The sequence below is a fragment of the Streptomyces sp. CGMCC 4.7035 genome, from assembly GCF_031583065.1.
Classification (GTDB): Bacteria; Actinomycetota; Actinomycetes; order Streptomycetales; family Streptomycetaceae; genus Streptomyces; species Streptomyces yaanensis.
Genome location: NZ_CP134053.1, coordinates 6,564,279 through 6,590,105 on the forward strand (window position 1 = coordinate 6,564,279; position 25,827 = coordinate 6,590,105).

Annotated in this window: 24 protein-coding genes and 3 pseudogenes; 12 read left to right on the forward strand and 15 right to left on the reverse strand. The window is 69.4% G+C overall.

The window, feature by feature from the left end:
- Positions 1–39: 39 nt before the first annotated feature.
- Positions 40–338 (reverse strand): annotated as a pseudogene (locus Q2K21_RS28865) (transposase); the annotation flags it as partial.
- A gap of 445 nt (positions 339–783) precedes the next feature.
- Here Q2K21_RS28865 and Q2K21_RS28870 point away from each other — a divergent pair.
- Positions 784–2,025 carry an IS110 family RNA-guided transposase gene (locus Q2K21_RS28870; protein ID WP_310773324.1) on the forward strand — a complete coding sequence of 414 codons (1,242 nt, stop codon included), beginning with the start codon at positions 784–786 and terminating at the stop codon, positions 2,023–2,025.
- Positions 2,026–2,046: 21 nt separating this feature from the next.
- On the opposite strand, the pseudogene Q2K21_RS28875 reads toward Q2K21_RS28870, so the two are convergent.
- A pseudogene (locus Q2K21_RS28875) lies at positions 2,047–2,744 on the reverse strand (transposase); the annotation flags it as partial.
- 79 nt (positions 2,745–2,823) lie between these two features.
- Here Q2K21_RS28875 and Q2K21_RS28880 point away from each other — a divergent pair.
- The 4 genes and pseudogenes from Q2K21_RS28880 to Q2K21_RS28895 all read left to right on the forward strand — a co-directional run.
- A pseudogene (locus Q2K21_RS28880) lies at positions 2,824–2,985 on the forward strand (transposase); the annotation flags it as partial.
- Positions 2,986–3,080: 95 nt separating this feature from the next.
- On the forward strand, positions 3,081–3,287 hold the full coding sequence (locus Q2K21_RS28885) for a helix-turn-helix domain-containing protein (protein ID WP_310781307.1): 207 nt from the start codon (positions 3,081–3,083) through the stop codon (positions 3,285–3,287).
- Positions 3,288–3,873: 586 nt separating this feature from the next.
- The gene (locus tag Q2K21_RS28890; RefSeq protein ID WP_310776608.1) at positions 3,874–4,722 is read left to right on the forward strand and encodes a helix-turn-helix transcriptional regulator; all 849 of its coding nucleotides are present in this window, start codon (positions 3,874–3,876) and stop codon (positions 4,720–4,722) included.
- Between the two features lie 81 nt (positions 4,723–4,803).
- Positions 4,804–5,523: an alpha/beta hydrolase gene (locus Q2K21_RS28895; RefSeq protein WP_310776610.1), complete on the forward strand. Its 720-nt coding sequence runs from the start codon at positions 4,804–4,806 to the stop codon at positions 5,521–5,523.
- Between the two features lie 98 nt (positions 5,524–5,621).
- Here Q2K21_RS28895 and Q2K21_RS28900 read toward each other — a convergent pair whose 3' ends face one another.
- Together Q2K21_RS28900 and Q2K21_RS28905 are read right to left on the reverse strand one after the other, a co-directional pair.
- Positions 5,622–6,287: a response regulator transcription factor gene (locus Q2K21_RS28900; RefSeq protein WP_310776612.1), complete on the reverse strand. Its 666-nt coding sequence runs from the start codon at positions 6,285–6,287 to the stop codon at positions 5,622–5,624.
- Positions 6,284–7,498 carry a sensor histidine kinase gene (locus tag Q2K21_RS28905; RefSeq protein ID WP_310776614.1) on the reverse strand — a complete coding sequence of 405 codons (1,215 nt, stop codon included), beginning with the start codon at positions 7,496–7,498 and terminating at the stop codon, positions 6,284–6,286. The genes Q2K21_RS28900 and Q2K21_RS28905 overlap by 4 nt, the downstream gene beginning before the upstream one ends.
- A 133-nt stretch (positions 7,499–7,631) precedes the next feature.
- On the opposite strand from Q2K21_RS28905, the gene Q2K21_RS28910 reads away from it, so the two are divergent.
- Entirely contained in the window at positions 7,632–8,546 is a 915-nt protein-coding gene (locus tag Q2K21_RS28910) for an ABC transporter ATP-binding protein (protein WP_310776616.1), read from the forward strand.
- The gene (locus tag Q2K21_RS28915; protein WP_310776618.1) at positions 8,543–9,367 is read left to right on the forward strand and encodes an ABC transporter permease; all 825 of its coding nucleotides are present in this window, start codon (positions 8,543–8,545) and stop codon (positions 9,365–9,367) included. Before Q2K21_RS28910 ends, Q2K21_RS28915 begins: the two co-directional genes overlap by 4 nt.
- A gap of 15 nt (positions 9,368–9,382) precedes the next feature.
- Here Q2K21_RS28915 and Q2K21_RS28920 read toward each other — a convergent pair whose 3' ends face one another.
- The 6 genes from Q2K21_RS28920 to Q2K21_RS28945 all read right to left on the reverse strand — a co-directional run bounded on the left by Q2K21_RS28920 (position 9,383) and on the right by Q2K21_RS28945 (position 16,054).
- Positions 9,383–10,408 carry a DUF6879 family protein gene (locus tag Q2K21_RS28920; RefSeq protein ID WP_310776621.1) on the reverse strand — a complete coding sequence of 342 codons (1,026 nt, stop codon included), beginning with the start codon at positions 10,406–10,408 and terminating at the stop codon, positions 9,383–9,385.
- Between the two features lie 42 nt (positions 10,409–10,450).
- Positions 10,451–11,425, reverse strand: a complete 975-nt coding sequence (locus tag Q2K21_RS28925; RefSeq protein WP_310776623.1) for an SCO2521 family protein — start codon at positions 11,423–11,425, stop codon at positions 10,451–10,453.
- A gap of 1 nt (position 11,426) precedes the next feature.
- Positions 11,427–12,410, reverse strand: coding sequence for an SCO2522 family protein (locus Q2K21_RS28930; RefSeq protein WP_310776626.1), 984 nt, complete (start codon positions 12,408–12,410; stop codon positions 11,427–11,429).
- Positions 12,407–13,324: an SCO2523 family variant P-loop protein gene (locus tag Q2K21_RS28935; RefSeq protein ID WP_310776628.1), complete on the reverse strand. Its 918-nt coding sequence runs from the start codon at positions 13,322–13,324 to the stop codon at positions 12,407–12,409. Before Q2K21_RS28935 ends, Q2K21_RS28930 begins: the two co-directional genes overlap by 4 nt.
- Positions 13,325–13,327: 3 nt before the next feature.
- Positions 13,328–15,169 carry an SCO2524 family protein gene (locus Q2K21_RS28940; protein WP_310776631.1) on the reverse strand — a complete coding sequence of 614 codons (1,842 nt, stop codon included), beginning with the start codon at positions 15,167–15,169 and terminating at the stop codon, positions 13,328–13,330.
- An 81-nt stretch (positions 15,170–15,250) separates the two neighbouring features.
- Positions 15,251–16,054, reverse strand: a complete 804-nt coding sequence (locus tag Q2K21_RS28945; RefSeq protein ID WP_310776634.1) for an SCO2525 family SAM-dependent methyltransferase — start codon at positions 16,052–16,054, stop codon at positions 15,251–15,253.
- A gap of 270 nt (positions 16,055–16,324) precedes the next feature.
- On the opposite strand from Q2K21_RS28945, the gene Q2K21_RS28950 reads away from it, so the two are divergent.
- Positions 16,325–16,858 (forward strand): GNAT family N-acetyltransferase, encoded by a 534-nt coding sequence (locus tag Q2K21_RS28950; protein ID WP_310776637.1) that lies wholly within the window; start codon positions 16,325–16,327, stop codon positions 16,856–16,858.
- 58 nt (positions 16,859–16,916) lie between these two features.
- Here Q2K21_RS28950 and Q2K21_RS28955 read toward each other — a convergent pair whose 3' ends face one another.
- Together Q2K21_RS28955 and Q2K21_RS28960 are read right to left on the reverse strand one after the other, a co-directional pair.
- Positions 16,917–17,366, reverse strand: a complete 450-nt coding sequence (locus Q2K21_RS28955) for a phosphatase domain-containing protein (RefSeq protein ID WP_310776639.1) — start codon at positions 17,364–17,366, stop codon at positions 16,917–16,919.
- 187 nt (positions 17,367–17,553) lie between these two features.
- A complete protein-coding gene (locus Q2K21_RS28960; RefSeq protein ID WP_310776642.1) occupies positions 17,554–17,892 on the reverse strand; it encodes a rhodanese-like domain-containing protein in 339 nt (112 codons plus the stop codon).
- Positions 17,893–17,982: 90 nt separating this feature from the next.
- Between Q2K21_RS28960 and Q2K21_RS28965 the strand changes: the two genes are divergently transcribed.
- Positions 17,983–18,471: a MarR family winged helix-turn-helix transcriptional regulator gene (locus tag Q2K21_RS28965; RefSeq protein ID WP_310776644.1), complete on the forward strand. Its 489-nt coding sequence runs from the start codon at positions 17,983–17,985 to the stop codon at positions 18,469–18,471.
- Here the strand turns inward: Q2K21_RS28965 and Q2K21_RS28970 are convergent.
- The 3 genes from Q2K21_RS28970 to leuA all read right to left on the reverse strand — a co-directional run bounded on the left by Q2K21_RS28970 (position 18,455) and on the right by leuA (position 22,597).
- On the reverse strand, positions 18,455–19,705 hold the full coding sequence (locus tag Q2K21_RS28970; protein ID WP_310776648.1) for a sialidase family protein: 1,251 nt from the start codon (positions 19,703–19,705) through the stop codon (positions 18,455–18,457). The genes Q2K21_RS28965 and Q2K21_RS28970 overlap by 17 nt on opposite strands.
- A 283-nt stretch (positions 19,706–19,988) precedes the next feature.
- Positions 19,989–20,693 carry a tellurite resistance TerB family protein gene (locus Q2K21_RS28975; protein WP_310776650.1) on the reverse strand — a complete coding sequence of 235 codons (705 nt, stop codon included), beginning with the start codon at positions 20,691–20,693 and terminating at the stop codon, positions 19,989–19,991.
- 182 nt (positions 20,694–20,875) lie between these two features.
- A complete protein-coding gene (gene leuA, locus Q2K21_RS28980) occupies positions 20,876–22,597 on the reverse strand; it encodes a 2-isopropylmalate synthase (RefSeq protein ID WP_310776654.1) in 1,722 nt (573 codons plus the stop codon).
- A 440-nt stretch (positions 22,598–23,037) separates the two neighbouring features.
- On the opposite strand from leuA, the gene Q2K21_RS28985 reads away from it, so the two are divergent.
- Genes Q2K21_RS28985 through Q2K21_RS28995 form a run of 3 tightly spaced genes read left to right on the forward strand, consistent with a single transcriptional unit; the run spans position 23,038 to position 25,786 of the window.
- Entirely contained in the window at positions 23,038–24,108 is a 1,071-nt protein-coding gene (locus tag Q2K21_RS28985; RefSeq protein ID WP_310776656.1) for a M4 family metallopeptidase, read from the forward strand.
- Positions 24,109–24,140: 32 nt separating this feature from the next.
- Positions 24,141–24,407 (forward strand): protealysin inhibitor emfourin, encoded by a 267-nt coding sequence (locus tag Q2K21_RS28990; RefSeq protein WP_310776657.1) that lies wholly within the window; start codon positions 24,141–24,143, stop codon positions 24,405–24,407.
- Positions 24,408–24,460: 53 nt separating this feature from the next.
- Entirely contained in the window at positions 24,461–25,786 is a 1,326-nt protein-coding gene (locus tag Q2K21_RS28995; protein WP_310776659.1) for a GH1 family beta-glucosidase, read from the forward strand.
- The last annotated feature ends 41 nt before the right edge of the window (positions 25,787–25,827 follow it).

The window sequence follows — 25,827 nt, forward strand, 5'->3', positions numbered from 1 at the left end:
CACCTCAGCGCGTCACCTACGGCGCATATCGAGTCGTGATCACCGGGTGGTCCTGGTGAGGTCTTTGACCCAGATCATCGAGGCGCGCAGGGGAGACCGGCGAGGTAGCTGCCGGGAGTCTTGTCGTATCGGGTGGCGATGCCTCGCCATGCCTTGAGCTTGTTGATCACGCGTTCGACGGTGTTCCGCTCCTTGTAGAGGTCGGCGTCGTGGCTGACGGGCCGGCCGCCTCTGGAGCCCTTCTTCTTCCGGTTGGCGGCCTGGTCCTTCTTCTCCGGGATGACCGCCTTGATACGACGTTTGCGCAGATGGGCGCGATTACCGCGGGACGAGTACGCCTAATGGGCAGTGAAGCGGGGCACCGCCAGGCCCACCCCGGCCCGTCGAGGCCCTGAAAGAGACTGCGGGCCCCGCTTCAGCAAGCGCGATACATCGTGGTGGTGATCGGTGCCGGGAAGCCGCAGAGTACGCCTGGGCCCTCGAGCCGTTGGACAAGCGCCGGCCCCGGCACCGTTCAGTACCACGAGACCGGACGCAACTACCGCATCCAGCACGACGATCGGATCGTTGAAGTCCGTGGTCCGAGCCACCCGCGGGGATCACCTCTTACAAAGCCTGGAGCCGCCGAGCTCCTGAGCAGACCGAGGACCCCGCGGGTCGCTGGGGTCACGAACGGCTAATCGGATGCTGGGCCATCGAGCCCTTCCATTAGGGAGACGCGTGCCCCCGCACGGCTGCGACCAGCAGCAACACGCCCCTGACCGAGAGGACGAAAACGACACGATGACCGTCACCTGCGGGATCGACTGGGCCAACGACCATCACGACGTCGCCCTGGTCGACCACGAGGGAACCCTGTTAGCCCGGGCCCGGATCACCGACGACGCCGCGGGCCTGCAACAACTCCTGGGCCTTCTCACCACGCACGGCGACAGCGAGGACGCCCCGATCCCGGTGGCGATCGAAACCTCCCGCGGCCTGCTCGTGGCCTGCCTTCGAGCCACCAAGCGTCCCATCTACGCGATCAACCCGATGGCAGCTGCTCGCTATCGCGACCGGCACGCGGTCGCCCGCAAGAAGTCCGACCACCTCGACGCTATGGTGCTGGCGAACATCCTGCGCACCGACAGGGCCGCCCACCGACCGCTGCCCGACGACAGTGAACTCGCCCAGGCCATCGCCGTCCTGGCCCGCGCCCAGCAGGACGCCGTCTGGGACCGCACTCAGGCTGGCAACAAACTCCGCTCCCACCTGCGCGAATACTTCCCAGGCTTCCTCGCGGCTTTCCAGCCCAGACGCGAAGGACTGTGCACGAAGGCAGCCCGCGTCGTACTGGCCGCCGCCCCCACCCCGGAACAGGCCGCCAAGCTCACCCGCACCCAGCTGTGCTCGCTCCTGAAGAAGGCCGGCCGCCAGCGCGGCATCGAGGCGGAAGCCGAACGGCTCCGCCAGGCCCTGCGGGTCCCGCAGATGCGGCAGCTTCCGCAAGTCGAACAGGCCATGGGCCGCCAGGCGATCGCTTTGCTGAGACAGCTCGACGCCGCCTGCACCAGCGCAGACGATCTGACGGCTGCCGCGGTGGAGTCTTTTGAAGCACACCCGGACGCCGAGATCATCACCAGCTTTCCAGGGCTCGGGTCTCTCACCGGCGCCCGGGTGCTCGCCGAGATCGGCGACGACCGATCCCGCTTCTCCGACGCGAAGGGACTCAAAGCCTTCGCCGGGGCCGCGCCGGTCACCCGGGCGTCCGGCAGAAGCCTCGCGGTCATGGCCCGCCGGGTCAAGAACCAGCGCCTGGCCTCGGTCGGCTACGTCTGGGCCTTCGCCGCACTGACCGCCTCACCGGGCGCCCGCGCCCACTACGACCGCCGACGGGCCGACGGCGACCGCCACACCGCCGCCCAGCGCAACCTCTTCAACCGCATGCTCGGCTGCCTCCACCACTGCCTCACCAAACGAACCCGCTACGACGAAGCCACCGCATTCCCCGTTCCCCAAGCTCCTCAACTCTCCGTTGCCGCTTGACAGATCAACCGCATCGGATGTCTTGTCCCCGGCGACCGCGTCCGGCCGGGTGCGGGGGCGGCCGACGGGCCCGCGCACCCGCACCTTCTTCAGGACGGGGATGAATTGCGGGCTGTCCGCCGCCTGGCCCACGGTCAGGATGAACGCCAGCGGGCGGCACGTGCGGTCGGCGGCGAGGTGGACCTTGCTGGTCTGCCCACCCCTGGAGCGTCCGAGGAGGGCGGCCTTCAGCCGGAGTTTCCGCCGACGCCGGATGCGTCTTCGTTCTTCCCGCGCGGGATCGCTTTCGGTCTCCTGTCCGCTTTGTTCTTCGAGGCCGCCCCCTTTGACCTGGCCTTCTCCTCCTCGGCGGCGGCTTTCTCCAGGGCGGTGATGACGTCCTCGTCGAGGTGCATCCCGGCCGCGTCGTGGTGGGTCCGGGCGGTGGTGGAGTCGATGCTGACCAGGGACAGGTCCACCTCACCGCGCTTCGCGGCTTCCGCGATCAGGCCCTCCAGCAGAGCCTCGAAGACGCCGGCGTCACGCCACTGCCGGAAGCGGTTATGGACGGTCGGCCAGGCCCCGAACTCCGCCGGCACCTCCCGCCACTGCCCGCCCGTCTTGAACCGCCAGATCACGCCCTCGAACTGCTGCCGCTCGGGGTACGGGCCGTACCCGCCGATCGGCAGGTACGGCTCGATGAACTCCCAATCCGGATCGGTCAGTTGCACTCGCGTCACGTAAGACCGTCTATCGGACCGGACCGTGCCACGAAGGCACATCCCGCAAATTGATCACGACTCGATACGCGCCCTAGGGCCTCCCGCTCCGACGCGACCGTAGGGCGGGGGCCGGCGTCGGCACGGCGACCGTGAGGTTCTTGCGGCGATCATCTTCGTGGCCACCATGGGCTGCACCTGGCGGCAGTTGCCGCCGGTCTTCGGCCCGTCGGGGCCGACCGTGCACCGGCATTTCACCGAGCAGCACACACACCGGCCCCGCAACCGGATCCGCGGCATCGGCGGCAAGGGTCACCTCGGTGGCAGGCCGCGACCGGCCCCCGCCTGGAGGAGACCCTGCGGTGCTTCCTCGAAAGCGCCGGTTCGATCCCCAGGACCGCGGAAGTGCTGCAGATCCACCGCACCTCGCTGTACTACCGCCTGCGGCAGATCCAGGAGATCACCGGGCTCGACCTGGACAACGGCGCCGACCGGCTGATCCTGCATCTGGGCCTGCGCATCCATGAGCTGCTGGTACCGCAGGGGGACGACACCGCCGCCTGAGCGGACTGCCTCCCCTTCGAACCGGCATGCTTCGTCGCTACAGAGTGATGAAGTTTTCGCCGGGCGATCCCTACGTAGCGCGGTGGTGGCGCCGAGCCCCGGGAAACCAGAATGCGTTAGGCAGGAGCTGACCATGACGTCGGCTTCTCATCGCATTGCGGTTGCCGATGCGGCTGAACAAGGTTCGCCGCAAGGCCGGGCGGAGGGACGGGGCCATGGGCGTACTGACGACGAACCACGGAACGCGGCTGACATATCGGGAGAGCGGGGGCGACGGCGCCACCACTCGGATCAGGGGTTGCGTCGGCAGGCTCGGCCGGTGAGCGGATGTTCCATGAATTCGTCCGCGGTATATTTCCGTTCCGCGCCGGGTTCCGCCGCGCTACGACCACTGCACCTGTGAGATTCTTTCTCGATTTGACGCGCCGACAATACAGATCGGCCGCGACGCCATTTTGACGTAGTAGTGGACAAAATCCTGCCCGCCCGAAGCTTCGGATGCGGCCCTCGGCGCCCTTCCGCAGATTCCGTGATAGGCGCAGGTTCCACTTGAACTCACCGAACGACGCACGACTAGGAGCTCGCCATGACCATGCCGGTCATATCGCGCATCCCGAATGGTACGAACGAACACACAAGCGAAACCGCCCATGGTGTTGATTCCGGGCACTGCAGAACCCTGCCTTGGGTGTCGCAGCGAGGGGATGGCGCATGCTTGTACCTGGGACTCAAATCATCCGAGCCAAAGATGCCCCCGACTGCGGGCGCACAGGCCTCTGCGAGGGTCGGCGACCTCGTCCTGCTCGACGCCCTGCGCCCCGAACACCTGCTGCGCAGCGACGAATTCGTGTACTTCCGCATTCCTTGTTCTTACCTGCAGATCACGAAGGATGAGGTGCTCTACCTGGCAGACGTTCAGGTGAGCGGAGCCGGCGGCATCCCGGCGTTGGTCTCCAAATTTCTGGCTGCGCTGATCGGCGAGGAAGCTCTCTGCCGGTCGATAGGCGGAAGACAGATCGCCCTCAACGCTGTGGACCTTGTCGCCCTGCTTGTGGAGGAACTCCTCCAGCCATACCGGACCGAACCCTCGGAAGGCGGCGGCGAGATGCTGACGCGCATACGGGAATACATCGAAGAGAATCTGATGGATCCTGATATGTCGCCGGAATCGATCGCTCGCGCACACCACATATCGGTTCGCTACCTGCACAAGCTGTTTCAGAACGAGGGCGCCACGGTGAGCACGTGGGTACGGAAGCGGAGACTCGAGTCCTGCCGCCATGACCTCGGCCGACTTTCGAACCGCAGGCGCACGGTGGCTGCGGTGGCGCAAAGCTGGGGCTTCGCCAGCCCCTCCCACTTCAGCCGGATCTTCCGCCAGGCCTATGGCGTGTCCCCCAGCGAGCGGCAGATCTCGGCCTCGGCAGAAGGCTGATATGCCAACCTCGATCACCGTGGCCACCACCACCCTGCGCGCCGCCCCGAAAGCGGAGTGAACAGAAGAAAGAGCCGTCGCATGCTCACTTCACCCACCACTGTCATCCTTGTCCACGGCGCCTTCGCCGACGTGTCGAGCTGGCTCGGAGTCATCGACGAACTCCAGCGCCACGGCATCGCGGTCCGCGCACTCGCGAACCCGCTGCGCGGCCTCGCGTCCGACGCCGCCTACGTGGCATCTGTGGCGTCTCAGATCGACGGTCCGGTCGTCCTGGTGGGCCACTCCTACGGCGGTGCGCTCATCACCGTGGCGGGCACCACGGAGAACGTCGTCGGACTGGTCTACATCGCGGCCTACGTCCTCGAAGAGGGCGAGAGCCTCGGCGAGCTCCAAGGCCGATTCCCCGCCACTCCGCTGGTCAACAACCTCAAGAAATGGACTTATCCGGTCGAAGGCGGTGAACCTGCCACCGAGGTCAGCATCGCCGAGGAAGCCTTTCCCTGCGTGTTCGCCGCCGACGTCTCTCCTTCCGTCGTCAAGGTCTTGGCCGCCTGTCAGCGCCCACTCGCCGCCTCGGCGTTCACAGAGGCCGCCGCCGCGGCAGCCTGGAAGACAAAGCCTTCGTGGGCGCTCGTCGCCGGCGCGGACCAGGCGATCAACCCCGAGGTGGAACGCTTCGGCGCCAAGCGGGCCGGGGCGAGGATCGTCGAGCTGAAGGGCGCCTCGCACGCCGTCACCGTCTCCCAGCCCAAGGCCGTCGCAGACCTGATTCGCGATGCCGTAGGCATGACGAACTGATCGACGCGGCCGCGCGGACCACCCTCAGGCACTCCGTGTGGCTGATGCCGGCGAAGACGCTCGGTTGGCGAACCCTCTCCGTCAGAGCCACCGAGCGGTCACGGGGAAAACCTGGTCACCGACACCAGCCCCGCCTCGTACGCCATGATCACCAGCTGGACCCGGTCCCTGGCGTCCAGCTTGGTCAGCAGGCGGGTCATGTACGTCTTCGCCGTCGCCACGCTGATGCACAGCTCGGCGGCTATCTCCGTGTTGGATAGGCCCGTGCCGACCAGGGCCAGGACTTCTCGCTCGCGGTCCGTGATGCCCGTCAGCTCGCGGCGGCCCCGGGCCGGTTCCGGGCGGGCCGTGAAGTCCTGGATCAAGCGGCGCGTGACGCTCGGCGCGATCAGCGCATCGCCCGCCGCCACCACCCGTACCGCGCCGATGATGTCGTCCAGCGCCATGTCCTTCACCAGGAAGCCGGACGCGCCCGCCCGCAGCGCCCCGTACACGTAATCGTCGTCGTCGAAGGTCGTCAGGACCACGATCCGCGTCTCGGACGGGCCCTCCGTGATGCGGCGCGTCGCCTCTATCCCGTCCATCCCCGGCATCCGGATGTCCATCACCACCACGTCCGGGGTCAGTTCCTCCGTCAGCGCCACCGCCTCCACGCCCGTGGCCGCCTCCCCCACCACCTCCACGTCCTCGATGTCCGCCATCACCATGCGCAGCGCCGTGCGGATCAGCTGCTGGTCGTCGGCGAGGACCACGCGTACGGTCATCGGACACCCGCCGGCACCGGCAGGCGGGCCGCGACCCGGAAACCGCCCTCGGGGCGCGGTGCGGCGCTGAACTCGCCGTGCAGGAGCGCGACCCGTTCCCTCATGCCCGCCAGGCCGAAGCCCGTGTCCGTCGACGTGCCGTGGCCCCGGCCGTCGTCCGTCACCTCCAGGGCCAGCTCATCGTCGCCGTAGTCCACGGTCACCCGGCAGGCGTGCGTACCCGAGTGCCGTACGACGTTGGTGACCGACTCCTGGATGATGCGGAACGCCGACAGGTCGATGTCCGGGGGAAGTTGGCGGGGCGTGCCCACGCGCCGTACCTCGACGCGTACCCCGGCCGCCGTCGTGGCCTCGGCCAGCCGGTCGACGTCCTCCAGGCTGGCGGCGGGCCGCACCTCGGCTTCCGCGGCGTTCCCGTTCCCGTCCCCCGCGTCCGCCGCCCGCAGCGCCACCAGCATCCGCCGCAGCCCCGCCAGCGTCTCCCGGCCCGTAGTCTCCACCGCCCGCATCGCCTCGCGTGCCGCCTCCGGCTGGGTCGTCGCCACACGGGCCGCCGCGCCCGCCTGGAGGGCGATGATGCCGATGCTGTGGGCGACCGTGTCATGCATCTCGCGGGCTATGCGCAGCCGTTCGGCGGTCACGGCCTGGGCGGCCGTCTGCGCGCTCATCCGCTCGGCATGCACCCGGGCCTGGTGCGCGGAGTTGCCGAGCAGCCAGGCGATCGCGGTGACCAGCGCCACGGCCAGTTCCGCCGATGTGCCGACCCCCCATCCGCGCAGCAGCCGCGTGGCCTCGTACACGACGAGCGTGCCGAGTGCCATCACCAGTGCGGTGGCCGCGGTACGGCGCGGACGAGTCGCCGCGATGAAGTACAGCGCCAGCATGGCCGCGAGGTACTGCGCCATCGGGATCCCGCCCGCCGCCAGGTTGGTCGTCTCGAAGACCGAGGCCAGGATCAGCAGGGCCAAGGCCCTGAGCGGTCTGCGGACCAGCAGGCGACCGCCGTACAGCGCGAGGACGGTGGACAGCACGGTGATCGTCAGGCCGTCCCAGCGGTAGAGCTGAGCGGCGGGCCATTCCTCGGGCCCCAGCTCACCCGGCAGTCTGACCCGTGTCAGCAGCGTGAAGAGCGTGCTCGCACACCATACGAGCGCGATCCACGCCCCCGGCGGCACACGCTTGAGCAGGGGCAGGGACGGAGTGATGTGCATGCCGCGATCGTAGGCACGGAGCCCGGCGGCGGGCATCGGCCCGGGGACGTACAACCACGGTCGACACCGGTCCGAGGGAATGTCAGCGGCGGCGCGATGCCCCACGACCGCCGCCCGCGCCACCGTGGTCCCCGTGATCGAAGTCAACCAACTCACCAAGCGCTACGGCGACAAAACCGCCGTCCGCGAACTGTCCTTCACCGTCCGCCCCGGCCATGTCACCGGCTTCCTCGGACCCAACGGCGCCGGCAAGACCACCACCCTGCGGATGCTCCTCGGCCTCATCGAGCCCACCTCCGGTACCGCCACCATCAGCGGGCACTCCTTCCGCCGGCATCCGCGCGGGCTGCATCACGTCGGTGCCCTCCTGGACGCCGGTGACGTGCACGGCGGGCGGTCCGCCCGGGCGCATCTGCGGGCGCTGGCCCGCAGCAACCGCATCCCGGCACGTCGGGTGGACGAGGTACTCGCCGAGGCGGGGCTCGGCGGTGCCGCGGCCGGGCGCCGGGTCGGCGGCTACTCGCTGGGCATGAAGCAGCGGCTCGGGATCGCCACCGCGCTGCTCGGTGATCCGCCGGTGCTCCTCTTCGACGAGCCGCTCAACGGGCTCGACCCGGAAGGCGTGTTGTGGGTGCGACAGCTCTTTCGAAAGCTGGCCGCCGAAGGCCGTACCGTCCTCGTCTCCAGTCACCTCATGTCCGAGATGGAGAACACCGCCGACGAGTTGATCGTCATCGGGCGGGGTGAGCTGATCGCCGCCGAGAGTCTCGCCGAGTTCTCCGCACGCGGCACCGCGCCGACCGTGACCGTCCGTACGCCCGATGCCGGTGCGCTGGCCTCCGCGCTGTCCGCCGAGGGCGCGGCCGTGGTGCCGTACGACAAGGAGACGCTGAAGGTCACCGGGATCGGCTCCGACCGGATCGGTGAGATCGCCTTCGAGCACCACGTCCTGTTGCGGGAGCTGTCCACCCAGGCCGCCTCCCTGGAAGCCGCCTTCATGGAACTGACCGCCGACAGCGTCGAGTACCTCGCCGGAGACCCCCGATGACCGCATCAGCGACCGTGCTCCCCCTGCCCCGCGCCCGCTTCACCGACCTGCTGGCCGCCGAATGGATCAAGCTACGCTCGCTGCGGTCCACCTACTGGGCGCTCGGCGCCACCGCCCTCGCCGTCATCGCCTTCAACGCCAACGCGGCCCGCACCGACTACAACGAGGTCACCGGCGTCGACTCCGCCCACTGGGCGCTGCGCGACGCCTTCACCCCGGGCGCCGCCATGATGCTGCTTCTCGCCGCGGCGAGCATCGGTGCCATCACCGTCGTCGGGGAGTACTCGACGGGCCTGATCCGTACGACCTTCGCCGCCGTCCCGGACCGGCGTGCGCTGATGACCGCGAAGGTTGCCGTCGTGACCGCCGTCATGACGGTGTACGGCGCCGTCATCGCGGGCATGTCCTTCGCCGCCACCCAGGCCATCCTCGACGGGCGCGGCAAGGCCGTGTCGCTCGGCCACCCCGGCGCGCTGCGCGTGGTCGTGGCGTCGGCGCTCCTCGCGCCGGTGTGTGCCCTGGCCGGCATGGGTCTGGGCGCGCTGATCCGGCACAGCGCGACGACCATGGTGCTCACCACGTTCGTCCTGCTGCTCCTGCCCTCGTTCATCACCGAGCGCTACCACTGGACGGCCTGCGTCAGGAACGCCCTCCCCTTCAACGCCTGGGTCCGTCTGGTCGACATCGGCTACGGGCACCACCCCTTCACCCTGGCTTCGCGCTATCCGACGACGGTGACGGGCGGCTGGATCGTGTTCGCGGCGTGGGCGCTCGTGACGGCCGTCGTCACGGTGGTCGCCGTCGACCGCCGTGACGTGTGAGGTGCGGCGTCCTGTTCAGCCGGACGCGGCGGTCGGTTCCGGCTGGTGGTCCGGCTCGGCGGGCTCGGTGGCCTCCCAGAGCATGGTGAAGCGGTTGATCCGCTCCGAGACATGGTCCCGCGTCATCTTCAGCGTCGTCTTGGCGGGCATCACCTCGACGTCCGGCTCGGTCTCGTAGGAGAGTTCCCCGTCGAAGATGATGAAGTCGTTGAGGGGCGTCACCTGGGCGGGCGGCGGCAGCAGCGACCGGACCGCGATACGGGCGTCGATGCCGAACTCCCGGTGCCGCTCGCACAGTTGCTCAAGGCTCTCGGTGCGGTCCTCGGGCTTGCTGACGAGGAACAACCGCCGTACCACGACGCCCCGCTGTTTGATCGCCTTTTCCTGCGCCTTCAGATACCGGTTCGCCGGCTCGCTGAACCAGAAGTCGCGGTCCACCGAGGTGCTGGTGGCGTACACCGTCTTCTTGGCGCAGGTGGTGAGGTCGATCAGCCAGTCGTGGTTCTCGCCCGGACAGTCCGCGCTGCCGTTGCTGAGGCTCTCCATCAGTGAGGCGAGCCGGCCGATCTCCTCCTGGGCGAACGTCTTGACGATCTCCGAACCGTGCTCGCCGACCTGTGTGTACTTGCGGGCCAGCCGGGTCACCCCGTCGGAGCGCAGCACCGAACGGTCCACCTGGCTGAACAGCTCGGTCGCGTCATTGATCTTGGCGAAGCTCTCGTCGACCGCCCTGCGCATCTGCTCGTGGTGCGCGGACAGGCTCTCCCGCATCTCGCGGATGCGCCGCTTCTGACTCGCCTCCATGGTCTCCAGGCGCTGCTCGAAGTCCATGAGGTACTGCACGATCAGTGCCGCGCCGCCGAGGACGACGGACACGGTCAGCTGCCACACCTGGTTCTTGTCCTGGTTCAGGACGCTGGTCAGCACCCAGGACGCGCCGGCCACTAAGAGCCCGAGCAGTGTCTTCTTGAGCAGTCTCGGTATGCGCGGCTGGTCCTCGTTCTGCCCTGCCCTGACGTCCCCTGTCGATGCTTCGCTCACGTCGGTCTCCCCCGTCGCTTGTGTCGTAGGTGCCGCCGCTGCTCAGCGCGTGCTCGTACTCAGCGCCTCGTGCAGCAACGGAATGGCCTGGACAGCCAGTTGGTCGCGGATGCGCTGGACCAGGGTCTGCCACTGGCGAGTGAACCCCGGCTCCCGTTCCAGCACCTCCCAGAGGTGAACCAGCGTGTGGTCCACGTGCGCGTGCGGCATCCACAGATGCAGCAGGTGATCGACGGCCGGGCGCAGTGCCAGGACGGCCGAGGGGCCGTCCGCCGCACCGAGCCGACTGCTGTCCAGCATGTGCACGACGGTCGTCAGCAGCCAGTCGTGCAGGGCCAGGTCCTCGCACAGGCCCGCGGCCGCGGCGACCGGGGTGTCCTCCGGAAGCCGCAGTTCCACGGTCCGCAGCCCGTTCTCGGCCAGGGTGAAGCGTTCCAGCGACGCCCTCTCACCCTCCGGGGCACGCCGTGCGGCCCAGCGCAGATGGGTGCGCCGGGACTTGAAGGGTGCCTTGTGGTCGAGCAGCGGATGACGCACGAGCTGGGCGAGCAGGCCCTCGGCGATCATCCCGAGGTCCAGTTCGCCCCGTGCGCCGCCGCGCAGGACGCCTTCCGCGGCGGCCTGTTCGGGGAGCTTGCCGAAGGGTTCGACCAGGCCGGGCCGGACCAGGTAGTGGCCCCAGGGGCGGCGCAGGTCGGGACCTGCCGCCGGGGCGCTGAAGTAGGCGGTGGCCTGAAGGACGCGGCCCTCGGTGAGCACGGCGCGGGCGGCCACCGTGCCGACGGCGCGCACCTTGGCGCCGTTCGAGGTGGGCAGCCGGCAGTCGACTCCGGTGAGGACGTCCGGGGAGAGCGCGTACAGGTTGGGCCGTTCGGAGACCCGCACATGTTCGTCGGCGCGCAGCCTCAGCAGCTGGGCGGCGGCCCGGCCGTCCAGCGCCTGGAAGGACGGCAGCAGGCCGGTGCGCACCTCGCCGCAGGCGAGGACCGGGCGCGCCGACTGTCCTAAGGACCGCATCTCAGGTCTCCCCGCGGGAGAGGGCGCCCGTGGGCTCCTCGTAGAAGACATACGTGGCGCGCTGCGCGACGGCCGCCGGCACCGCGACCTTTTCGCGGGCGGAGCGCTCGGCGACCTGCTGGAGCGCGCCGGAGTCGATGTCCGTCTGGTCGAGGATGAGCCGGACGGCGTCCTCGACGGCCAGGAACCGGTTCGCCATCAGCGTGCAGGTGCGGTACGCGCTGAAGGGCGCCGCGGAGGCGTTGAGCTGGATCAGCGGCGGCAGCTGGTCCCAGTCGTACGGGAAGTCGCCGCCGTTCCAGGGACGCGGGACCAGCACGGGCTCGCCGAGGTGGCGCAGCAGACCGAGGCGGGCCAGCTGCCAGACGGCGGCGAGGAACGGGCAGGACCACAGGCGCCGTCCGTCCTTCTCCGACCACAGCTCCACGTCCATGAACACGGAGTGGTTGCGGGCCGCGGTCTCCTGGGGCGGCTGCCAGCCGGTGACCTCGTCCATGGCGTGGCGCGAGCCGGGGGTCCGCTGCCCGTTGGCGAGCCAGCCGGTCTGGCTGACGGGCGGGCGGGAGCCGTAGCTGCCCGGCGGCGGTGACTCTACGAGGCGGTGCATCACGGACTCGGCGAGCTCGATCTTCTCGGCGACCGCGCAGCCCGACTCGCGGGCCAGATAGTCGATGACCAGGCCGGCCCGCTGGGCCTCGTCGAGCACCACGGGGACGAGTTCGGCGGGGGTGGAGAAACGGGTGAAGTAGTCGTCGATGAGGAAGCAGGTGCTGATACGGGGCCGCTTGCCGCCCAGGCGGCGGGCGGCTGCGGCGCGGGCGGCGTCCACCCAGATCCGCACCTCGGCGAAGTGCTCGCGCAGCCGCTCGGGACCGGCCTCGAAGTCCTCCATGTAGAGGTGGCCCAGCTCCAGGGAGAGGTGGGCCAGCGGCACGGACTGGGTGCGGGGGTCCGCGGTGGTCTCCCGGAACACGGCTTCCGTCACGGCTGCTCCCAGTACTTGTCGTCGGTCAGCCGGCCGGCCAGGTCGCTCAGTGCCTCCCAGGTCTCCCGGTTGGCGATCTGACTGTCGAGCACGTCCTCGTCGGTGATGAGCTGCTCGCGCCATTGCAGGACGGGCTCCAGCGGTACGGAGCCGAGGACCTGGCTGTAGCCGATGCCGTGCGCGGAGGCGAGCTGCTTGAGGTCGCGGTCGCACTCGCGCATCCACGCCGACTGGGTGGCCGACACCTGCGACCACAGCGCCGATTCGGGATCGGGCACGGCGGCCCGGACGAAGCGGATGACGCTGCGCAGCGCGTCCTCGTCGTGGCCGCGGGCGACTCCGCCGGGGACGATGCCGCGCTTGCCGAAGACCAGGCTCGCCGCGGCCGCCACATGCTGACGGGTCCAGCGGTGGAAGACGAGCCAGCGGAAGTCGACACCGCGCATCTCGCGCTGAGAGGTGGCCTCCAGGGCCATGTCGACGGCGTAGCTGCGGCCGGCGCTGAGGTCGACGATGATCAGGTCGAACTCGTTGTTGAGCCGGAGCAGGAGGTCCACGCAGCGGCGCAGGTTCTCATCGGTGGTGGCGAACTCGCCGCCGCCGAGGTCGCCGGGCATCAGCACCAGACTTCCGGCGCCGGGTGGCTGGTTGCGCAGCACCGGGTGCTCGGTGTCGGCCCAGACGTCGATGCGGACCGGCTCACCGATCTCGCCCACCAGATAGGAGTGCAGGCCCCGGTCCTCAGCGGCCTGGCGTGCGGCGGTGACGTCGAAGACGGCCGCCGCGGTGGGCGAGCCGAAGTCGAAGTCGAGGTAGCAGACGTCGTCCCCGGCCAGCGCCCGGTGGTAGGCGAGGTTGGCGCTGGTGACGGAGCGGCCCGTGCCCCCCTTGTCGGAGGCCGCGAAGACGAGCACGGTTCATACCCCCTGGCTCGCGGCTTCGCGGGCCCGGGCCAGGGCGTCGAGCTGTCCCAGCACGTCGAGCGTCAACGCACAGGCGGTACCCGGTTGTTCGTCCACGAGTCGACGGGCGCGGCGCAACTTGACCTCGATGCCCCTGAGTTCCATTCCCCGGTTGCCTTCGGAGGCCGGTGCGGGCTCCATCTGTTCGTTGCCGAGGAGGTGGGTGGACTCGCTGAGCAACGCCCGGGCGAGTTCGGTCAGTTCGGTGCTGCGGATCGGGGGCTGCTTGTACATCTCGTGGACCTGGACCATCACCTCGGTGACACGCTCGGTGATGCTCCAGGACACCGGTCCGTCGGAGACCTGCGATTCGGGGTAGGCGGCGTGGACGTTGTCCCACAGGCCGACGCCCTCGCCGTCGCGGATGCGGCGCCGCCACAGGTGGCCGAAGATGTCCTCGGCGAGTCTGAGCAGGCGGTCGTGCGAGCCGAGGTTGCGGGAGAGCGTGCCCAGCTGGATGGTCCGCTTGAGCAGCTGCGCCGAGAAGTCCGTCATGATCCACTGCATGGGCGGACCGACGCTCTCGCTGCCCTGCAGCGGCAGGATGACGCCCGGGTTGTGCAGCCGGACGATGGGGTCGTCACGCGTCATACGGCTGGTGATGCGGCCGCGTTCGGCGAGGCGTTCCATGACGCTGACGGTGCGGGTCAGGTCGTCGTCGGTGGCGCGGCGCCGCATCAGGTCGTGGACGAGGATGGCGGCGACGGAGAGGGAGAAGTACTCCGATTCCAGTTTCTGGCCCGTGGTGCGCCAGGGGATGTCCTCCAGGGGCCAGCGGTCGTTGTCGAAGCGAGCGATGCGTGACCAGAACTGCTGGGTGAGCTCCCAGCGCAGTCGTAACGCCTCGGCGAGCCGCTGCTGTTCGGAGTTGAGCAGGCCCAGGGTGAGGGTGCGGTCGGAGAACAGGTCCTGGATGCCGTCGAGGGCGACGACGGTGAAGTAGAGGTACGGCACGGCGTTGGCGACGCCCGCGGGCTGCGCCCCGATCGGTTCGTCGGTGTCCACCTCGGGCGCGTCCCTGATGATGCTCCAGCCCCAGCCGCACTCGAAGAGCTGGTTCTCGTCCTTGAGGCCCTCCTCGACGTCGAGACCGAGGGTGAAGCTCTCGACGATGGCGGCGCGCAGCGGCCGGAAGCGGCGCTGGAACTTCTGGAGCACGTGCCGCTGCGACAGCCGTCCCTGACCGAGGAGTTCGCAGAGCGTACGGCCCTGGGAGGAGTCGGTGTCGAAGACGTTGACGGTGAACGAGCGCAGCAGGCTCACCATGGCGGCGGTGAGCCGGTTGTTGGTGGCGGTCCGCAGCTCCTGGATGGTCTCCAGGACGTCGCTGCGGCGGGTCTTGGACTCGTACACCTTGAGGAAGCCGAGCGTCGCCAGGCAGAGGGTGATCGACATCGAGTACGAGTCGACCACCCCGAGCTCACGCTGTTCCTTGGTGAGGTCCTGGTTCTGGTCCCTGGAGACGAAGTAGTAGCCGCCGGCGAACGTGGGCCTCTTGTCGTCGCTGGTGTGCGTGCGCATGAAATGGGCTGCGGCCGTGACGAGGTTGGCGGGGATCTCCAGCCGCCCGCCTGCCTTCCGCATCACCTTCTGCACGTCGTCCTGTGTGGTGTCCGGGTCGTCCAGCCGGAACGCCGGGATCTCCGTGGCCGGGTAGAGGAGGCAGAGCAGGCGCTCGGCGTCGGCGACGCTGCTTTCCCCGCCCCATTTGCCCCATGCCCACTCCCCGTCGTCGAACGAGTGGCGGGCGATAGCCTGCCAGATGTCCAGCAGATGCTGGCGTGGCTTGATCTGCATCCCCATGCCCCTCACACAGGCCGCGCTGCCATCATTTTGATGAGTGCCCTCTTCTGTTGTTCTGTTGTGAAGATTCGGCCCTCAACCGGTCGGAATGTCGGAGTCCGAATTCCGTCGTCCATAAGCGACGATCATTCCAGAATAGCCCTCCCGTACGGCGGCCGAGGCCTTGAGGCGCACGGTCTTGAAGTCGTGCGCGAAAGACTCGAGACTCGCGTACACCTCCGACTCTCCCACGTCGCACGCCGGGAAGAAATGCTCGCCCGCGTGATAACCCTTGGAATGTTCCATGAAGGCGGCGGCGAAGGGCGCGCCGGGGGCGAGGGCGCGCAGGAAGCACTCGACGCCCCGAGTGAACTCCTCGTGGGAGGTGGTGATCGACTCGGCGACGAAGAACATGGTCCCCATGGACCACCGTCCCTCGTATTCCACCAGGTCGAAGAGGTTGCCCGGCTCCACCCGGACGACCTCGCGGAACTTGGCCCGCGGGTCCATGTCGAGGGCGGCGTACGCCTCGTTCTTGCACAGGACGCGCCAGAACTGGTCCCAGTTCGCGTCGTAGGAGCCCAACTGACCCTTGAGGTAGCGCACATTGGCGGGCGAACGCTCGAAGAGCGTGATCTCGTCGCACCAGGGCAGCATGGCGAGTGCGGGGTAGAGGTTGGCGCCCGCCCCGACGTCGATGCCCCTGACCGGCCGCCCGGCGGCGCGCTCTCTCAGATGATCGCCGAAATGATCGCGTACGATGTGGAGGATCTCCGCGTCCTCTGCCTGTAAGTCGCGGTAATTGTGATCAACGTAGGCGATCGGGTCGAATGCGGCCCAGGAAACATCCGCATTCAGCTGGGCGTCCCCCGGCGCGTCCCCCGGCGATCTCAAGGTCATTGCCTAACGGTACCAACGCCGGAGACCCGACGGATCCCCCTTGCGTCAACGCGGCGGAACAATTACGCCGCATGGGGCGCACCGGGGGCGCATCGGGGCAAATGACTTATTGGACCTGATCCGACCTTGAACGGCCAGATCGTTCCGCCTCAAGATGGTCGCAAATCTGTCGAACACACCCGAACGGCAGACCCTGCGCGTCCCACCCGTACCACCCGCACGGGTGTCAACGCGCCCTTGACCCTGACTCCTTTACCGCAGGGGGGCGGCATGACCGCGTTTCCAGAGGAACGTTTCCCTTCACACGGCGGACCCACCGGCCCGGCACTGTTCGGCGACCGGGCGTTCGTGGACCGGCCGCTGACGATGAGGGGGGTCGCGGAGGCGGATCTGCCCGAGCTGGTCCGTGTCGACGAGGAGGCGTTCCCCGATGACCCGTATCCCTACTTCGTCCTCCGCCAGTTGTTCGACCTGCACGGAGACCGCCTGCTCGTCCTGGACGACGGGGAGCGCCTGCACGGCTACGTCCTGTTCGTCACCACACAGGACGGGTACCGGAGTTGGATAGTGAGCCTCGGCGTCACCCGCGACCAGCGGGGGCGGGGGCTGGGCCGGCGGCTGATGCTGGAGGTACTGCGCCGGCTGCGCGCCGAGAGCGTCCGCGAGGTCCGGCTGACGGTGGAGCCGGCGAACGCCGCCGCGATCATGCTGTACCGGTCGCTGGGCTTCTCGTCCGACGAGGGCGTACGCAAGGACTACTTCGGCGCCGGCGAGGACCGGCTCATCATGACGCTCGGATTGTGAGTCGTGATGACGCTCGGATGGTGAGTCGTGATGACGCTCGGATGGTGAGTCGTGCGGCTCATGCCGTGAAGCGCCGTACGTACCGCCGCTGCCAGGGAGTTTCCACTGCGCGCCGGTCGTAGGCGGCGCGCACGAACTCCACGGCCTCCCCCGGCGGTACGCCGTCCAGCACGGCGAGACAGGCCAGCGCGGTGCCGGTACGGCCGCGGCCGCCCCCGCAGGCGACCTCGACCCGCTCACCGACGGCGCGGCTCCACGCCCCGGCCAACAGCCGCCGCGCCTCAAGACGGCTGCTGGGCAGACGGAAGTCGGGCCACCGCAGCCAGTCGGACTCCCAAGGCACCTCGGGCGGCCGCTCGCCGAGGAGGTACACGGCATACGTGGGGACCGGACCGTCCGGCAGGGGGCGCCGCAACGCCCGCCCCCGCACCAGCCGCCCGGACGGCAGCCGCAGGACACCGGGGGTGTCCGGGTGCCAGCCACCAGACTTGGTGTCGAGGTCGGCCATCGACCCAGTATCGCAATGGCTGCGGGCAGTCGTGCCTCCCCCAGTGCCTTAAAGGCCTGGGGGGACCCCCAGGGCGGCACGGGTGGGCGCTGGGGGTGCCCCCTGCTCGAAGAGCTTGGGGGAGGCGCCTCGTAAGCGCCGGGCTGCGCGACCTCCCCCCGCCCGGCCCAGCGCCGGGCCCCGCCCGTCAGAAGGCCGCCGAACCGGACTCCGTCGGCAACCCCGCGGCGATCCAGTCCTGCTTGCCGTCGTCGTAGTCGTACACGTTCTCGTAGCCCAGCTCCGTCAGGCGTCGGGCCGCGATGCCGGAGTTCGGGCAGGGCGAGTTGGCGCAGTAGACGATGATCTCCGCCTGCTTGTCCGGCAGCAGTTCGGGAGCGAGCCCGTCCACCTGGTCGTGCGGCAGGTTGACGGCACCGGGCAGGTGAGCCTCCTCGTAGTAGGAGGCGGGCAGGGCCTCGACGAGTGTCACCCCGCCGTTGTCGATCTTCTTCTGGACCTCGTCGCGCGTGATGAGCTGAGCCATCTCGACCGCACTCCTTTCAGGTTTCTGTGCGTGCGCACACAAACTACCAGTTGTGTGCGCACGCACACAACCACTCGGTACACTTCCCCCGTGGGTAGTCATGGTGACGATGTGGGGCTCCAGGCCTGGCGGGCGCTGCTGTTGGCGCACAACGCGGCCGTACGCGCCATCGAAAGCGATGTGCAAAGTGCCGGCCGGGTCCCTCTGACCTGGTACGACGTGCTGCTCGAACTCAACGGAGCGGGAGACCAGGGCCTGCGCATGCACGAGCTCGCAGGCCGGGTCGTCCTCAGTCGTACCCGTGTGAGCCGCCTCGTCGACGAGATGGCGCGGTCGGGGCTCGTCCGCAAGGAGCCGGACGCCGACGACAAGCGGATGGTGTGGGCCCTGATCACCGAGGCCGGCCGGACGGCGCTGCGCGAGACGGCCCCGGCGTACCTGCGGAGCATCCAGCGGCACTTCTCCGCGCATCTCACCGAGGACGAGGCCCGGACGGTCGCGGAGGCCCTGCTCAAGGTCGCCCGCACGAGCGACGAGGTCCGCTGGGGTCGCGGCTCGGCCGTCAGCCCACCTCGGTGACGCCGATCCGCCGGAACTCGATCGTCTCGTAAGGGCCGGTGGCCCCGGTCTCGTACAGGATCCCGACCCTCCCGCCGCCGAGCGGAACCAGGTCGCTGTAGGCCGCCCGCCGCCGGGACAGCGTCAGCGCCTTGGTGAAGGTCGCCCCGCCGTCGGCGCTGCGCCAGATCGCCATCGACGTACGGGCGGTGGCAACGGACGGGCCCGAGAAGAGCAACGGCGCGCCGATTCCACCGAGTTGGAGGACGCTGCCCTGGACGTTCGGGACGTCGTCCAGGGTGTGCTGGGCACCGTACGGGCGGTCCAGGGTCTCGCCGCCGTCGCTGGAGCGGGTGTCGAGGCGGTTGCCGGCACTTGTGCCTTTCTGGTCGCGTGCGCTGACGTACAGGCGGCCGTCGGGGAGCTGGGCGGCGCTGCTCTCATTGGAGTTGGCGTACCCGTCGTAGGAGTCGTCGACGAAGCCGATGCGCCAGTTGCGCCCGCCGTCGTCGCTGTAGATCGCGTGCCCGCCGTAGTACTTGGCTTCCCGTCCGGTGTCGGACGAGCCTTCGGGCGGTGCGGCGGAGTGGTCGGCGGGGACGACGAGACGGCTGGGGGTCCCCCCTCTGGGGGAGTGCGGGCCGTGGGTGAGGGCGACCGCGTGGCCCGGGCCCGTCGCGTACCACCGCCAGTCGGGCCGTTTCACCTGAGCCGTGATGTCGCGCGGAGCCGTGAAGTGCCGCCCGTCGTCACGGCTCGTCTGCACGAAGACGCGGCGGCCGTGCTCGGGGGGCACCTCACCACGCGTGATCCGCGCCTCGGTCGCTGCACCGCTGTTGTAGGACGTGACCAGTACGATCCGACCGGTGCGCGGGTCCACCACGGGCGCCGGATTGCCCCGGGTGTCCCCCCGGCCGGCCGCGACGACCGTGAGCGGACCCCAGGTGCAGCCCCCGTCGAGGGAACGTCTGAGGACGACGTCGATGTCGCCGCTGTCGCCGACGCCGTCGTGTCTTCCCTCGGCGAAGGCGAGCACGGTCCCCGTCGCGGTCGTGACCGTCGCCGGGATCCGGTACGTGTCATAGCCGCCCCGGCCCGAGACGTACGGCACCGATGACACGCAGCCGGTGTTGAGGGAGGCGGGAGCGGTGGACGCGGGCGTGGTGGGCATGAGCGGGGTGGGCATGAGCGGGGTGGGCACGAGCGGGGTGAGGAGCCCCGCGGTGGCCAGGAGGGCGCGGCTGAGGAGTGTCATCCCTCTCCCTCGGGGGCGTCGTCCCTCCGAGGGACGGTGACCGGTGTCGGTCCCATGCTCCCCAGTACCGCCACCGCCGACCCCTGCCTCACCGGCATCTCACCGGCCCGGGTGACGACGACGGCGCGCGTGCCGCCACCGGAGTACAACGGCGTACGCGCCGCCGCCCGGCTACGACGGCATACGCGCCACCACCCGGCTACGACGGCGTACGCGCCACCACCCGACTACGACGGCGTGCGCGCCACCACCCGACTACGACGGCGTGCGCGCCACCACCCGACTACGACGGCGTGCGCGCCGCCGCCAGCAGTCGGCTCACGTCGTCCGAGCAGATCGTCAGGGCCGCGCCCACCGTGGTCAGGACCTCGCGTTCCGCCGGGGTGTACGGGCCGTCCGCCAGGGCGATGCGGGCGCCTTGGAGGAGGATCGATTCGCGGCCCGTGGCGGCGAGATGGGGGGCCAGGGGGTCCAGGGCCTCGTGGAGCTCTATGGCCAGGCTCGCGCCACCGGGTTCCCCGACGACGCGGCCCGTGTCGGCGGCCAGGGCCTCGACCAGGGCGTCGAGCTGGTCCTCCGTGCAGTCCTCGAAGCCGGCCAGGCGGACCGCGGCCGCGGCCGTCTCCAGGGACGTACGGGAGCAGTTGCCGCCGGCGGCGAGGACCGCGAGGGCCACCGTGTGGACCGCGTCGCGGAGCATCGCCGAGAAGCGGGTGGTGGTGGGGTGGTCGAGGACGTCCGTGCCGTAGTGGTGGCCGCAGGCCGCGCACTCCACGACCGGGCCCGTCGCGCCGCGGGGCAGAACGGGGACGCCGGCCAGGGTGAAACGGCGGCGGCCGGTGAGGCGCTGGTAGTTGCGGTCGCCCCCGCAGCCGGGGCAGAAGAACTCGCCGTCACCGACGGCGGTCCAGGCGGTACGGATGCCAAGGACGTGCGCAACACGGCCCTTACGGACTCCACGGCCGTTGTGTCCCCGTCCTGGCAGCACGTCGCACCTCCGTAACCCCACGGCAACATCGCCGCGCTTGCGTGATGTTAGCCACATTGTTGATGCGGAGTCAGTACCCTGGACGAGACCTCTCCGTGATCTTCGTCCGAAATGGCCGGTCCACGACGGGGCCCCGCCCGCCTCACAGGGCGGACGGGGCCGTGAACGTGCCGGTCAGAGGGTCAGCGGGCGGCGCGGTTGACCGCGGAGACGACCGCCTTCAGCGAGGCACGTGTCGTATTCGCGTCGATGCCGATCCCCCACAGGACCTTCCCGTCGATCGCGCATTCGATGTACGAGGCGGCCTGCGCGGAGGCGCCCTCGCTCATCGTGTGCTCCTGGTAGTCCAGCAGGCGTACGTCGATGCCGATGGACTGCAGGGCGTCGAAGAAGGACGAGATCGGGCCGTTGCCGGTGCCGGTCAGGACCCTGTCCTCGCCGTCGACCGTCGCCTCGACCGTCAGGGTGTCGACGCCGTCCTTGTCGGTGGTCGACTGGCCCGTCTTCACCTGGATGCGGCCCCACGGGTTGTCCGGGTTCGGCAGGTACTCGTCCTGGAAGACCGCCCAGATGTCCTTCGGCGTGACCTCGCCGCCCTCGGCGTCCGTCTTGGCCTGGATGATCTTCGAGAACTCGATCTGCATCCGGCGCGGCAGGTCCAGCTTGTGGTCGTTCTTCAGGACGTACGCGATACCGCCCTTGCCGGACTGCGAGTTGACGCGGATGACCGCCTCGTAGGAGCGGCCGACGTCCTTGGGGTCGATCGGCAGGTACGGGACGGCCCACTCGATGTCGTCGACCGTGACGCCCTTCGCGGCCGCGTCGGCCTCCATGGCGTCGAAGCCCTTCTTGATGGCGTCCTGGTGGGAGCCGGAGAAGGAGGTGTAGACGAGGTCACCGACGTACGGGTGGCGGGGGTGGACCTCCATCTGGTTGCAGTACTCCCACGTACGACGGATCTCGTCGATGTCGGAGAAGTCGATCTGCGGGTCGACGCCCTGCGAGAACAGGTTCATGCCCAGGGTGACCAGGTCGACGTTGCCGGTGCGCTCACCCTGCCCGAACAGGCAGCCCTCGACGCGGTCGGCGCCGGCCATCAGGGCCAGCTCGGCGGCCGCGACGGCCGTACCGCGGTCGTTGTGCGGGTGGACGGACAGGCAGACGTACTCGCGGCGGGACAGGTTGCGGTGCATCCACTCGAAGCGGTCCGCGTGCGTGGAGGGGGCCGAACGCTCCACCGTGGCGGGCAGGTTGAGGATGATCTCGCGGCCCGGACCGGGCTGGTAGACGTCCATGACCGCCTCGCAGACCTCCAGCGCGAAGTCCAGCTCGGTGTCGGTGAAGATCTCGGGGCTGTACTGGTAGCCGAACTCGGTCTCCGGGCCCAGCAGCTTCTCCGCGTACTCCATCACCAGCCGGGTGCCGTCGACGGCGATCTGCTTGATGTCGTCCTTGGAGCCGCGGAAGACGACCCGGCGGAAGACCGGGGCGGTCGCGTTGTACAGGTGGACGGTGGCGCGCTTGGCGCCCTTCAGGGACTCCACCGTCCGCTCGATCAGGTCCTCGCGGGCCTGGGTGAGTACGGAGATCGTCACGTCGTCCGGGATCGCGCCCTCTTCCTCGATGATCGAGCGCACGAAGTCGAAGTCGGTCTGGCCGGAGGCCGGGAAGCCGACCTCGATCTCCTTGTAGCCCAGCTTCACCAGCAGGTCGAACATCTCGCGCTTGCGCACCGGCGACATCGGGTCGATCAGGGCCTGGTTGCCGTCGCGCAGGTCCGTGGACAGCCAGCGTGGGGCCTGGGTGATCCGCTGGTTCGGCCACGTGCGGTCGGGGATGTCGACCTGGTCGTACGGGCGGTACTTGTGGATCGGCATGGACGTGGGCTGCTGGCGGTTCGCCATGATGCGTGGGCTCCTCGTGGGGTCCGGAAGGACGGCCGACGGCGCAACGCCAAACTCCGCGGGGAGGGGGTCGGCCTCGACTACAGGCCCTCGCCGCGGCAGCTAAGGAGGAGCAGCCCGAAACGCATGATGCTCCGCATGCTAGCCGAGCCGCGCCGGATGCGAGGGCCCGTATCAGTATGCGGGATCGTGGCGACATTTCGGACAAAAGGTGTGAAGCCTCACAGTCACCCCGAAGTCCGCAGCTCACGGCCACGCGGAGGCTCACGGTCACGGCCACCCGGGACCCCGGCACCCCGGCACCCCGGCACCCCGGCACCCCGGCACCCCGGCACCCCAATATCACTTCCCCACGAGGCCCAGGGCTCCCTGGAGCGGCTTTTCACCAATCATGGTTGCAGGTAGTGACAGAGTCGTGACGCAGTGCAAGGGTGCCGGGCATGACCAACAACGGGGGCTTTGAGCCCGTCTTCTGCACGATCGTGCCACCGCATGTCCTCGACAAGCTCGCCCAGCACGAGGACTCCGCGCTCGCCGGTCCCGCGCGCAGCACCCTGGAACGCGACGCCCTGGAGCGCACCCACCGCCGGCTGACCACGGTCATCGGCGCGCCCACGGTGGTCCCGCCCACGGGCGCGCTCACCGACCAGCCGCACCGCACCATCTACGACGCCAGGCACCAGCAGAACCTGCCCGGCAAGAAGGTCCGCGGCGAGGGCGACAAGCCCGGCAAGGACGCCACGGTCAACCGGGCGTACGCGGGCCTCGGCGCCACCTTCGAGCTGTACCTCAAGGTGTACGGCCGCAACTCGATCGACGGCAACGGGCTGCCGCTCGACGCGACCGTGCACTTCGGCGAGAACTACGACAACGCCTTCTGGAACGGCGAGCAGATGGTGTTCGGCGACGGGGACAACGAGATCTTCCTCGACTTCACCATCCCGGTCGACGTCATCGGCCACGAGCTCACCCACGGCGTCACGCAGTACACGGCGAACCTCACGTACCACGGCCAGTCGGGCGCCCTCAACGAGTCCCTGTCGGACGTCTTCGGCTCGCTGATCAAGCAGTACGCGCTCGGCCAGACCGCCGCCGAGGCCGACTGGCTGATCGGCGCCGGGCTGCTGGCCCCGCGCGTCACCGGCGAGGCGCTGCGCTCGATGAAGGAGCCGGGCAGCGCGTACGACGACGACGTGCTCGGCAAGGACCCGCAGCCGGGGACGATGGACGGCTATGTGGACACCTACCGCGACAACGGCGGCGTGCACATCAACTCCGGCATCCCCAACCACGCCTTCTACCTGCTCGCCACCGCGCTCGGCGGGCACGCCTGGGAGCGGGCCGGACAGATCTGGTACGACGTGCTCACCGGCGGGCAGCTCAAGCCGGAGGCGACCTTCTCGGACTTCGCCCGGCTGACGGTGACGGCGGCCAAGGCCCGGTACAGCGGCGGCGAGGAGCAGGAGGCGGTTCTCAAGGCCTGGGAGCAGGTCGGGGTCCCGACGTCGTAGCCCCGACGCCCGACTCGTACTAGACAGGTCCCATGCGTATTCGTGTGAGGCGCACGGGCGGGTTCGCGGGCATCGAGCGCCGGGCCGAGGTGGACACCTCGGGACGGGCCGACGCCCCTGAGTGGCACACCCTGGCCGAGCGGGCACTCGCCGCCGGCCGGGGCGCGCCACCCGCCGGGGTGCCGGACGGTTTCAGCTACGAGATCACCGTGGACGGCAGGACCGTGTACTGCGCGGATCCACGGCTGACGGAGGAGCAGCGGACGCTGATCTCCCGGGTCCTGAAGGAAGGGGCCTGACGGAAGGAACGTCGTTCACGCCTGCCCGTTGACTTCCGTTACCGGCGGTAAGGATGATCCAGCGCATGGCGACGAACCCGATACCTCAGTTCCCGGCCGGCTTCCTGTGGGGCGTCTCGACCTCGGCCCATCAGATCGAGGGGGCGGCCGACGAGCGCGAGCCGTCCGTGTGGGACGCGTTCACCGCCGAGCCGGGGCGGGTGAAGGACGGCTCGACGGCGGCGGTGGCCTGCGACCACTACCACCGCCACCGCGAGGACGTGGCGCTCCTGGCCGACCTGGGCGTGGACGCGTACCGCTTCTCGGTCTCCTGGCCCCGGGTGAACTCCCCCGGCGGCCTCGACTTCTACGACCGCCTGGTCGACGAGCTGTGCGCGGCGGGCGTCCGGCCGGTGGTCACCCTCTTCCACTGGGACCTGCCGGTCACGCTGGACTGGCTGGAGCGGGACACGGCGTCCCGCTTCGCCGAGTACGTGTCGGTCGTCGCCGAACGCCTCGGCGACCGCGTGGCCAAGTGGATCACCCTCAACGAACCCGCCGAGCACACGTTGCTGGGCCATGCGCTCGGTGTCCACGCGCCGGGCCGACAGCTGATGTTCGACGCGTTGCCGGTGGCCCACCACCAGCTGCTGGCCCACGGCCTGGCGGTACGGGCCCTGCGCGCGGCCGGGGCCGCCGACATCGGGATCGCCAACTCGCACGGGCCGACGTGGCCGGCGTCCGGGAAACCCGAGGACGTGGAGGCGGCCGAGTTCTACGACATCCTGCTGAACCGACTGTTCTCGGACCCGCTGCTGCTCGGCCGGTACCCCGAGGGCATCGGCGAGCTGATGCCGGGGGATGCCGAGTCCGACCTCAAGGTCATCGCGGAACCGGTCGACTGGTACGGGATCAACTACTACGCGCCGACGAAGGTGGGCGCCCCCCAGGGCGCGGAGATCGAGTTCGGCGGTCTCACGCTCCCCGCCGAGCTGCCCTTCTCGGTGCGGGAGATCGAGGGGCATCCGGTCACGGACTTCGGCTGGCCGGTGGTCCCTCAGGCGCTGACCGAGTTGCTGACCGGCTTCCGCGAGCGCTACGGCGACCGGCTGCCGCCCGTCGTCATCACCGAGAACGGCTGCTCCTACGAGGGCGTCGACGACCAGGAGCGCATCGCCTACCTGGACGGCCACATACGGGCGCTGCACCGGGCGGTGGAGGCGGGGGTCGACGTGCGCGGCTACTTCGTGTGGTCGCTGCTGGACAACTTCGAGTGGGCGGAGGGGTACGCGCGCCGCTTCGGGCTCGTACACGTGAACTTCGACGACCCCGCGACGCTGAAGCGGACCCCCAAGGCGTCGTACACGTGGCTACGGGACGTCCTGCGGACCCAGAGATGACCCCGCCCGAACGCCCCGCGGACGCGCCGGGGGTGCCGCGG